Raw genomic sequence first — 8,526 nt, forward strand, 5'->3', positions numbered from 1 at the left:
CCACCACCCCCTACGGCACGCTGCCGCCCACCTCGCCGCTGCCGCAGCGCCGCGCTATCAGCCTGCCGCGCCTGCAGCAGCTGCGCGAGAGCGGCGAGAAGATCACCATGCTGACCGCCTACGACGCCACCTTCGCCGCCGTGGCGGACGCGGCCGGCGTGGAATGCCTGCTGGTCGGCGACTCGCTGGGCATGGTCTGCCAGGGCCTGCCCAGTACGGTGGGTGTGAGCCTGGAGACCATGCGCTACCACACCGAATGCGTCTCGCGCGGACTGCACCGGGTCCAGGCCACGGCCTGGCTGATCGGCGACCTGCCCTATGGCAGCTACGCCGAAAGCCGCGAGCAGGCGCTGCGCAGCGCCTGCGTGCTGATGCAGGCGGGCGCCCACATGGTCAAGCTCGAGGGCGGCGGCTGGACCGCGCCCACGGTGCAATTCCTGGCCGAGCGCGGCATCCCGGTCTGCGCCCATCTGGGGCTGACGCCGCAGACCGTCCACGCCCTGGGCGGCTACCGCGTGCAGGGCAAGACCGACGAGGCCGCCGCCACGCTGCGCCGCCACGCGCTGGAGCTGCAGGACGCCGGCGCCGCCATGCTGGTGCTGGAGATGGTGCCGGCCAAGCTGGCGGCCGAGCTGACGGCCGAGCTCACGCACTGCCACACCATAGGCATAGGCGCGGGCAGCGGCACGGCCGGCCAGGTGCTGGTGCTGCACGACATGCTGGGCATCAACCTGGGCAAGATGCCAAAGTTCGTGCACAACTTCATGGCCGAGGCCGGCGACGTGCGCGGCGCCATCGAAGCCTATGTGCAGGCCGTCAAGCAGGGCCGCTTCCCCGACGACGCCCTGCACGCCTGGTAAGCAGACCTCCTTCTCCAAAGAATTCCATGCAGATCGCCCGTACCATTACCGAACTGCGCCAGCTGCTGGCCGGCCGCCAAAAACCCGCCTTCGTGCCCACCATGGGCAATCTGCACGAGGGCCACCTGGCCCTGGTGCGCCAGGCCGGGCCGCTGGGCGATGCCACCGTGGCCAGCATCTTCGTCAACCGCCTGCAGTTCCTGCCACACGAGGACTTCGACAGCTACCCGCGCACCTGGGAGGCCGACTGCGCCAAGCTCGAGGCCGCCGGCTGCGACCTGGTGTTCGCGCCGCGCGAGCAGGACATGTACCCCGAGCCCCAGACCTTCAAGGTCCACCCCGACCCGGCCCTGGCCGACATCCTGGAGGGCCAGTTCCGCCCCGGCTTCTTCGTCGGGGTCGGCACCGTGGTCATGAAGCTGTTCTGCGCGGTATTCGCGGGCCGCCCCGAAGGCGTGGCGCTGTTCGGCAAGAAGGACTACCAGCAGCTGATGGTGATCCGCCAGCTGGTGCGCCAGTTCGCTTTGCCGATCACGATCGTGGGCGGTGAGACCTGCCGCGCGGCCGACGGCCTGGCGCTGAGCTCGCGCAACGGCTACCTGAGCGAGGCCGAGCGCGCCGAGGCGGTGCAGCTCTCGCTGGCCCTGCGCACGCTGGCGCGCGACGCCCTGGCCGCGGCCGACGCCCTGCCGGCCCACCTGCCGGGCCTGGAGGCGCGCGCCATGGACGCGCTGCGCGCGCGCGGCTGGCAGCCCGACTACCTCACGGTGCGCCGGCGCGCCGACCTGCAGCCGCCCGCAGCGGGCGACGCACTGGTGGTGCTGGGCGCCGCCCGCCTGGGCAAGACGCGCCTGATCGACAACCTCGAAGTCTAGGGCCGGGCCGCTCAGGCGTACTCGCCCTTGGGCCCTCTTTCCATCAGGCTGGCCACGGCGTCGGCCGGCTGCAGCCGGCCGTCGAGCAGGGCCACCACACCCTCGGCGATCGGCATCTCCACGCCGAGCCCGCGCGCGCGCTGCACCACGGTGCGTGCGCTGTAGACGCCTTCGGCCACATGGCCCAGCGAGGCCACGGCCTGGTCCAGGCTCTTGCCCTCGGCCAGCAGCAGGCCGACCCTGCGGTTGCGGCTGAGGTCGCCGGTGGCCGTGAGTACCAGGTCGCCCAGGCCGGACAGGCCCATGAAGGTCTCGGCGCGCGCGCCCAGCGCCAGGCCCAGGCGCGTCATCTCGGCCAGGCCGCGCGTGATCAGCGCGGCGCGCGCGTTCAGGCCCAGGTTCAGGCCGTCGCACAGGCCGGTGGCGATGGCCAGCACGTTCTTGACCGCGCCGCCCACCTCGACGCCGACGATGTCGTCGTTGGCGTAGACGCGCAGCGTCGGCCCGTGCAGGGCCGCCACCAGGGCATCGCGCACGGCGGCATGCTCGCTCGCCGCGACCAGGGCCGTGGGCTGGCCGCGCGCGACCTCCTGGGCGAAGCTGGGGCCGCTGAGCACCCCGGCGGCCAGGCCGGGCGCGACCTGGGCCCGGATTTCATGGGCCAGCAAGCCGTGGGGCGCCGCCTGCGGCGCCTCGAAACCCTTGCACAGCCAGGCCACGGGGACGCCGCAGTCGCGCAGCGCCTCGAGCGCGCCGCGCAGGCCGGCCATGGGCGTGGCGACGATGATCAGGTCCGGGTCCGAGGCCAGTTGCGGCGCCAGCGGCCCGTTGTGCACCGCCAGCGCGGCCGGCAGGGCGATGCCCGGCAGGTAGCGCGCGTTCTCGCGCGTGGCCTGCATGGCCTGCGCCTGGGCGGGATCGCGCGCCCACAGCTGCACCTTGTGGCCGGCCGGGTGGCGGCTGGCGCTGATCGCCAGCGCCGTGCCCCAGGCGCCGGCGCCGATCACCATGATGTTCATCGCATGCACCAGTCTGGCGGACTCAAGGGGCGCAACCCCTGGGCATCACTGCGTGATGATGGGCGAGGCCGCCTGCTCGGCCTGCTGCTGCTCGTACATGGCCTGGAAGTTGATCTCGGCCAGGTGCACCGGCGGGAAGCCGGCACGCGTGATCACGTCGGCCACGTTGCCGCGCAGATAGGGGTAGACGATCTGCGGGCAGGCGATGCCCATGATGGGGCCCATCTGGTCTTCCGGCAGGTTGCGGATCTCGAAGATGCCGGCCTGCTTGCACTCGACCAGGAACACGGTGCGGTCCTTGACCTTGGTCTGCACGGTGGCGGTGACGCAGACCTCGAAGATGCCGTCGGCCACCGGGCTGGCGTCCACGCCGAGCTGGATGTCCACGCCGGGCTGCTCCTGCTCGAGCAGGATGGCGGGGGAATTGGGCTGCTCCAGCGAGGCCTCCTTGAGGTAGACGCGCTGGATCTGGAACACGGGGTCGAGGTCGGCCATGGATTTCTCGGTGGGTATCGGTGAAAGAAGGGTCGAAAACAAGCCCGCTGCGGACCTGCCGAAGCGGGCTGGCTGTTCGGGATGCGCCGATTATCGGCGATCCGGCGGGGCGCTATGGGCCGGTCAGGCGGCCTGCAGCAGCGGCATCAGGCCGCCCTGGGCGTCCAGCGCGACCAGGTCGTCGTGGCCGCCCACATGGGTGTCGCCGATGAAGATCTGCGGCACGGTGCGCCGGCCGGTGATCTCCATCATCTTCATGCGCTCGTCAGGGTTGACGTCCACGCGGACCTCCTCGATCTGCGCCACGCCCTTCATCTTGAGGATTTGCTTGGCGCGCACGCAGTAGGGGCAGACGGCGGTGGTGTACATCTTGACGGCTTGCATGAGGCGGTTCTCTCCAGAATCAGGCTTTCTCGACCGGAAGATTAGCGTCTTTCCAGGCCGCCAGCCCGCCGCTCAGCGATTGGGCCTGCGCGTAGCCCAGTTTTTTGGCCACCGCCAGGCCGCGGTTGGCCAGCGAGCCCGTGCCGCAGACCAGGACCAGGGGCGTGGCCTTGTTCTTGACCTGGTCCGGCAGCTGCTGCTCGAGCTGGCCCAGCGGCAGGTTCCTGGCGCCGAGCACATGGCCGGCGGCGTACTCTGCCGGCTCGCGCACATCGACCACCACGGCCTTTTCGCGGTTGATCAGTTGCACCGCCGCGCTCGCGCTCAGCGTGCCGGCGCGCGCGCCGCGCGCCACCACGGGCCACAGCAGCATCCCGCCCGAGGCCAGGGCCACCGCGATCAGCATCCAGTTATCGATCAGAAACTTCACTATTCACCTTTCGTACGCGTTCCGAAACCGGCCGCAAAGCGCCGAATTCTAAAATGGCGGGCTGTCTCGCGTTCATCCCACCCTTTTCAAGCAGGCCAACCATGCACAAACTCGTACTCATACGCCACGGCGAATCGACCTGGAACCTCGAAAACCGCTTCACCGGCTGGACCGACGTCGACCTGACGCCCACCGGCGTGTCCCAGGCCATGTCGTCCGGCAAGCTGCTCAAGGCCGAGGGCTACGAGTTCGACCTGGCCTACACCAGCGTGCTCAAGCGCGCCATCCACACCCTCTGGTACTGCCTGGACGAGATGGACCGCACCTGGCTGCCGGTGGTGAAGCACTGGCGCCTGAACGAGCGCCACTACGGCGCGCTGCAGGGCCTGAACAAGGCCGACATGGCCAAGCAGTACGGTGACGAGCAGGTGCTGGTCTGGCGCCGCAGCTACGACACGCCCCCGCCCGCCCTGGAGGCGACCGACCCGCGCTGCGAGCGCGGCGACCCGCGCTACGCCAGGCTCAAGCCCGAGGAGGTGCCGCTGACCGAGTGCCTCAAGGACACGGTGGCGCGCGTGCTGCCGTTCTGGAGCGAGTCCATGGCGCCGGCCATCAAGAGCGGCAAGCGCGTGCTGGTGGCCGCGCACGGCAACTCGATCCGCGCCCTGGTCAAGTACCTGGACGGCATCTCCGACAACGACATCGTGAGCCTGAACATCCCCAACGGCATCCCGCTGGTCTACGAGCTCGACGCCGAGCTCAAGCCGATCCGCCACTACTACCTGGGCGACGCCGAGGCCGCTGCGAAGGCTGCCGCGGCCGTGGCCAGCCAGGGCAAGGCCTGAGCCGGCCGGCGCCGCAGAGACATCGGTCTTTGCAGGACTTGACACAGGCGCCGCGCGGCCCGCGGCGCCTGCGTGTATATTGGCCGGTCGAGGTAATGGAAATGGGTCAGAAACTCAGGATCGCGGGCTGGATTTCGGTGGGCGCGCTGGCCGGCGCCCTGACCACGGTGTCGCTGCAGACCGTGGCGCGCGGCACGCTGGCACCGTTGCCGCTCGAGGAGCTGCAGCAGCTGGCCGCGGTGTTCGGCATGGTCAAGAGCGACTATGTGGAGCCGGTGGACGAGAAGAAGCTGATCACCGACGCGATCTCGGGCATGGTCGCCAGCCTGGACCCGCACTCGCAGTACTTCGACAAGAAGTCCTTCAAAGAATTCCGCGAGGGCACGACCGGCCGCTTCGTCGGCGTGGGCATTGAGATCACCCAGGAGGACGGCCTGGTCAAGGTGGTGTCGCCTATCGAGGGCTCGCCGGCCGACCGCGCCGGCCTCAAGCCCGGCGACCTGATCACCAAGATCGACGACACGGCCGTCAAGGGCCTGTCGCTCAACGACGCGGTCAAGAAGATGCGCGGCGAACCCCACACCAAGGTGCTGCTGACCATCTTCCGCAAGGACGAGAACCGCACCTTCCCCGTGACCATCACGCGCGAGGAGATCAAGACCCAGTCGGTCAAGTCCAAGCTGGTCGAGCCCGGCTACGGCTGGATCCGCCTGTCGCAGTTCCAGGAGCGCACGGTGGACGACTTCGTGCGCAAGCTCGAGGAGCTGCACCGCCAGGAGCCTGGCCTCAAGGGCCTGGTGCTGGACCTGCGCAACGACCCGGGCGGCCTGCTCGACGCGGCGGTGGCCGTCTCAGCCGCCTTCCTGCCCGAGAACGTGACCGTGGTCTCGACCAACGGCCAGCTGGCCGAGAGCAAGTTCTCCTACAAGGCCGCGCCCGAGTTCTACCAGCGCCGCGGCAACAGCGACCCGCTGCGGCGCCTGCACGAATCGACCAAGGGTGTCTTCAAGACCATGCCCCTGGTGGTGCTGGTCAACGAAGGCTCGGCCTCGGCCAGCGAAATCGTGGCCGGCGCCCTGCAGGACCACAAGCGCGCCACCGTGATGGGCAGCCAGACCTTCGGCAAGGGCTCGGTGCAGACCGTGCGCCCGCTAGGCCCCGACACCGCGCTCAAGCTGACCACGGCGCGCTACTACACGCCCAGCGGCAAGTCGATCCAGGCGCGCGGCATCGTGCCCGACGTGATGCTCGACGAGACCGCCGAGGGCAACGTGTTCGCCATCCTGCGCACCCGCGAGGCCGACCTGGAGAAGCACCTGGGCAACGGCCAGGGTCCCGAGATCAAGGACCCGGCGCGCGAAAAGGCGCGCGAGGAGGCCCTGAAGAAGCTCGAGGAAGAGGCCCGCAAGCCGGCCGCGGAGCGCCGCCTGCCCGAATTCGGCTCGGACAAGGACTTCCAGCTGGCCCAGGCGATCAACCAGCTCAAGGGTCGCCCGGTGCTGGTCAGCAAGACCCTGGTCGAGCGCAAGGAAGAGAAGAAGGAAAACTGACGTCAAGGCGGGCGCCAGGCCCGCCCCGGCGCGCGCGCCCATGGAAGACGAACAGCTGCTGCGCTACTCGCGCCACATCCTGCTGGACGAGCTCGGCGTGGAGGGCCAGGAAAAGCTCCTGGCCTCGCATGCCCTGGTCATAGGCGCCGGCGGCCTGGGCTCGCCGGTGGCCCTGTACCTGGGCAGCGCCGGCGTGGGCCGCATCACCCTGGTCGACCACGACAGCGTCGACGCCACCAACCTGCAGCGCCAGGTGGCCCACACGCTGGCCCGCCTGGGCCAGCCCAAGGCCGAGTCGGCGCGCGAGGCCATCGCCGCCATCAACCCCGACGTGCAAGTGAGGCCGTTCACGCTGCGCGCCGACGACGCCCTGCTCGAGCGCCTGGTGGCCGAGGCCGACCTGGTGCTCGACTGCAGCGACAACTTCGCCACCCGCCACGCCGTCAACCGCGCCTGCGTCAGGCACCGCCGGCCCCTGGTCTCGGGCGCCGCGATCCGCTTCGACGGCCAGGTCTCGGTGTTCGACCCGCGCGACGCGGCCTCGCCCTGCTACGCCTGCGTGTTCCCGGAATCGCAGTCGCTGGAGGAGACGCGCTGCGCCACCATGGGCGTGTTCGCGCCCCTGGTCGGCATCATCGGCACCCTGCAGGCGGCCGAGGCGCTGAAGCTGCTGTGCGGCATAGGCCGCTCGCTGGCCGGGCGCCTGCTGATGCTGGACGGCCGCGGCATGGAGTTCAGCGAGGTGCGCATCGCGCGCAACCCCGGCTGCCCGGTCTGCGGCGGTGCGCACTGAGCCGCGCTCAGCCCCGCTCCTCGTGGCAGGAGCCGTGGCGCTTGCGGAACGCCCTGGGCAGCTCGGCCTGCGGGTCGGCGAACAGGCCGCGCCGCGCGCGGCGCGCCGCCGCCTCCTGCTCGGCATAGGGACCGGGGTTGTGGCGCCAGCGGTGCGACCAGGCCTGGCCCGCGCGCACCATCTCGGCCCCGAGGTCCGCGCCACCGACCCTGATGCGCGCCAGGCCGCGGCCATAGTCGTCCTGGCGACGCACTTCCACCTGCACCGGCCGGCGCAGGGCCCGCACCGCCAGCGCCGCGCGCGAAGCCTCCCCGCCGGCCTGGCAGATCTCGGGCGCATCTATGCCGTCGACGCGCAGCTTGCGCGGCGGCCCGCCGGCCTCGGGTGCGACCCAGAGCGTGTCGCCGTCGGAGACCCAGGTCACTGTGCCGGTAAAGGTTTCCGGCGCCGCGCCGGCTGACAGGGCCAAGGCCGCCAGCGCGGCGCCAACGGCAGCGGCGCGGGCCCGTATCGTCCGGATCATGGCGGCGTGCCCCTGACGCGTATCAGCTCGCCCGCCGCGGCGAGCGCCCGCCCCGCCGGCGGTTGGCCAGCGGCGCGTCGGGGCCGGGCGCCATGGCATCGGCCTGGGCCTGCAGGCGCACGAGAGCCGCATCGAGCGCCGCCAGCTCACTCTCGCCTAGTACGGACAACAGCTCCCGGTTGATCTGGGCCACGCGCGGAAACATGGCCCCGTTGACGGCACGGCCCGCCTCGGTCAGGCTCAGGACCACCTCGCGCCGGTCGCCCGGCCGCGCCTCGCGGAGAACCAGCCCCTTGGCCACGAGGCCGGACACGGCGCGGGAGGTGCGAGCCCGATCGAGCTGGGCCCGCTCGGCCAGCTGCGACGACAGGATGCCGTCGTGCTTGGCCAGCAAGCCCAGGATGCCCCATTCGCGCCGCGTGATGCCGAATTCACCCTCGCAGATGCGGATCACGCGCCGGCCGGCGGCAGACCGCAACCGCGACAAGCGGTACAGGAACAACTCGTCCGTCGTCTTGGGGTGGATCAAGTCGGTCCAGGCCATCAGGGTAAGTCAGGAGGATGATTGATTAGATCAATCAATTGTCGCCCGAATACAGTGACCACGCCCGCCACGGCAGCCCGCCGCGGCCCGCTGTAAGTCGGAGTAGGAATGCCAGTCACCCAACACCCCCTCCACAGATCCGTACGTGCGGAACTACCGCATACGGCTCCTGCCTTGGGTCGTGACGATCAGACGCTGGTTTGGGTAG

The 8,526-nt window shown here is 70.4% G+C and carries 11 protein-coding genes; 5 read left to right on the top strand and 6 right to left on the bottom strand.

Going from position 1 to position 8,526, the window contains the following annotated elements:
* Positions 1–860: 3-methyl-2-oxobutanoate hydroxymethyltransferase (gene panB, locus FFS10_RS22135; protein ID WP_137896762.1), on the top strand; the 860-nt coding region annotated here is incomplete at its 5' end.
* Between the two features lie 26 nt (positions 861–886).
* Positions 887–1,735, top strand: coding sequence for a pantoate--beta-alanine ligase (gene panC / locus FFS10_RS22140; RefSeq protein WP_137896763.1), 849 nt, complete (start codon positions 887–889; stop codon positions 1,733–1,735).
* Between the two features lie 11 nt (positions 1,736–1,746).
* Here the strand turns inward: panC and FFS10_RS22145 are convergent, their stop codons facing one another.
* The 4 genes from FFS10_RS22145 to FFS10_RS22160 form a co-directional block, all read right to left on the bottom strand.
* Positions 1,747–2,754, bottom strand: coding sequence for an NAD(P)H-dependent glycerol-3-phosphate dehydrogenase (locus tag FFS10_RS22145; protein ID WP_137896764.1), 1,008 nt, complete (start codon positions 2,752–2,754; stop codon positions 1,747–1,749).
* 45 nt (positions 2,755–2,799) lie between these two features.
* The gene (gene secB / locus FFS10_RS22150; RefSeq protein WP_137896765.1) at positions 2,800–3,249 is read right to left on the bottom strand and encodes a protein-export chaperone SecB; all 450 of its coding nucleotides are present in this window, start codon (positions 3,247–3,249) and stop codon (positions 2,800–2,802) included.
* A gap of 123 nt (positions 3,250–3,372) precedes the next feature.
* Positions 3,373–3,633: a glutaredoxin 3 gene (grxC, locus tag FFS10_RS22155; RefSeq protein ID WP_137896766.1), complete on the bottom strand. Its 261-nt coding sequence runs from the start codon at positions 3,631–3,633 to the stop codon at positions 3,373–3,375.
* 19 nt (positions 3,634–3,652) lie between these two features.
* Positions 3,653–4,063 (bottom strand): rhodanese-like domain-containing protein, encoded by a 411-nt coding sequence (locus FFS10_RS22160; protein WP_137896767.1) that lies wholly within the window; start codon positions 4,061–4,063, stop codon positions 3,653–3,655.
* A gap of 101 nt (positions 4,064–4,164) precedes the next feature.
* On the opposite strand from FFS10_RS22160, the gene gpmA reads away from it, so the two are divergent.
* The 3 genes from gpmA to FFS10_RS22175 all read left to right on the top strand — a co-directional run bounded on the left by gpmA (position 4,165) and on the right by FFS10_RS22175 (position 7,251).
* On the top strand, positions 4,165–4,908 hold the full coding sequence (gpmA, locus tag FFS10_RS22165) for a 2,3-diphosphoglycerate-dependent phosphoglycerate mutase (protein ID WP_137896768.1): 744 nt from the start codon (positions 4,165–4,167) through the stop codon (positions 4,906–4,908).
* Positions 4,909–5,009: 101 nt separating this feature from the next.
* Positions 5,010–6,458 (top strand): S41 family peptidase, encoded by a 1,449-nt coding sequence (locus FFS10_RS22170; protein ID WP_137896769.1) that lies wholly within the window; start codon positions 5,010–5,012, stop codon positions 6,456–6,458.
* Positions 6,459–6,498: 40 nt separating this feature from the next.
* Complete coding sequence (locus tag FFS10_RS22175; protein ID WP_137896770.1) at positions 6,499–7,251, top strand: HesA/MoeB/ThiF family protein; 753 nt, start codon at positions 6,499–6,501, stop codon at positions 7,249–7,251.
* Between the two features lie 7 nt (positions 7,252–7,258).
* Here FFS10_RS22175 and FFS10_RS22180 read toward each other — a convergent pair whose 3' ends face one another.
* Positions 7,259–7,774 (bottom strand): thermonuclease family protein, encoded by a 516-nt coding sequence (locus FFS10_RS22180; protein ID WP_137896771.1) that lies wholly within the window; start codon positions 7,772–7,774, stop codon positions 7,259–7,261.
* Positions 7,775–7,796: 22 nt separating this feature from the next.
* On the bottom strand, positions 7,797–8,318 hold the full coding sequence (locus FFS10_RS22185; protein ID WP_137896772.1) for a MarR family winged helix-turn-helix transcriptional regulator: 522 nt from the start codon (positions 8,316–8,318) through the stop codon (positions 7,797–7,799).
* Positions 8,319–8,526 lie beyond the last annotated feature (208 nt).

The sequence above is a fragment of the Ramlibacter sp. 2FC genome, from assembly GCF_005503345.1.
In the GTDB taxonomy this organism is placed as follows: Bacteria; Pseudomonadota; Gammaproteobacteria; order Burkholderiales; family Burkholderiaceae_C; genus SCMQ01.

Coding starts and splice junctions, on each gene's coding strand:
- gpmA (WP_137896768.1), top strand. CDS start 4,165: ATGCACAAACTCGTACTCATACGCCACGGCGAATCGACCTGGAACCTC.
- FFS10_RS22175 (WP_137896770.1), top strand. CDS start 6,499: ATGGAAGACGAACAGCTGCTGCGCTACTCGCGCCACATCCTGCTGGAC.
- FFS10_RS22170 (WP_137896769.1), top strand. CDS start 5,010: ATGGGTCAGAAACTCAGGATCGCGGGCTGGATTTCGGTGGGCGCGCTG.
- panC (WP_137896763.1), top strand. CDS start 887: ATGCAGATCGCCCGTACCATTACCGAACTGCGCCAGCTGCTGGCCGGC.
- FFS10_RS22180 (WP_137896771.1), bottom strand. CDS start 7,774: ATGATCCGGACGATACGGGCCCGCGCCGCTGCCGTTGGCGCCGCGCTG.
- FFS10_RS22185 (WP_137896772.1), bottom strand. CDS start 8,318: ATGGCCTGGACCGACTTGATCCACCCCAAGACGACGGACGAGTTGTTC.
- secB (WP_137896765.1), bottom strand. CDS start 3,249: ATGGCCGACCTCGACCCCGTGTTCCAGATCCAGCGCGTCTACCTCAAG.
- grxC (WP_137896766.1), bottom strand. CDS start 3,633: ATGCAAGCCGTCAAGATGTACACCACCGCCGTCTGCCCCTACTGCGTG.
- FFS10_RS22145 (WP_137896764.1), bottom strand. CDS start 2,754: ATGAACATCATGGTGATCGGCGCCGGCGCCTGGGGCACGGCGCTGGCG.